Annotated in this window: 1 protein-coding gene; it reads left to right on the forward strand. The window is 32.1% G+C overall.

Annotation, left to right across the window (positions count from 1 at the left end):
- On the forward strand, positions 1-134 hold a 134-nt coding region (locus tag HMPREF3029_RS09750; RefSeq protein ID WP_144265456.1), incomplete at its 5' end, for an LPXTG cell wall anchor domain-containing protein.
- Positions 135-249: the final 115 nt, after the last annotated feature.

The following is a 249-nucleotide window of genomic DNA, read 5'->3' on the forward strand; positions in this document are numbered from 1 at the left end:
AAGATAAAGAAGACGATAAAAAATTACCGAACACTGGTGAAGCTGAGAGAAATCTCACATTATTCGCGACAGCTTTAGCAGCTTTAGGTGGAATGTTCGCATTTGGTCGACGCAGAAATAGAAAAGAAGATTAGTTTTTCATCTTTTCGCGCTACACAGTTTTGTGTAGCGTTTTTCTTTTTATATTGTTAAAATTAATTTAGAAAAGTTGTCTAAATGATTATAAAAAAAAGTTGACATAGGATTTGT

Source organism: Nosocomiicoccus sp. HMSC059G07 (assembly GCF_001815515.1).
Classification (GTDB): domain Bacteria; phylum Bacillota; class Bacilli; order Staphylococcales; family Salinicoccaceae; genus Nosocomiicoccus; species Nosocomiicoccus ampullae_A.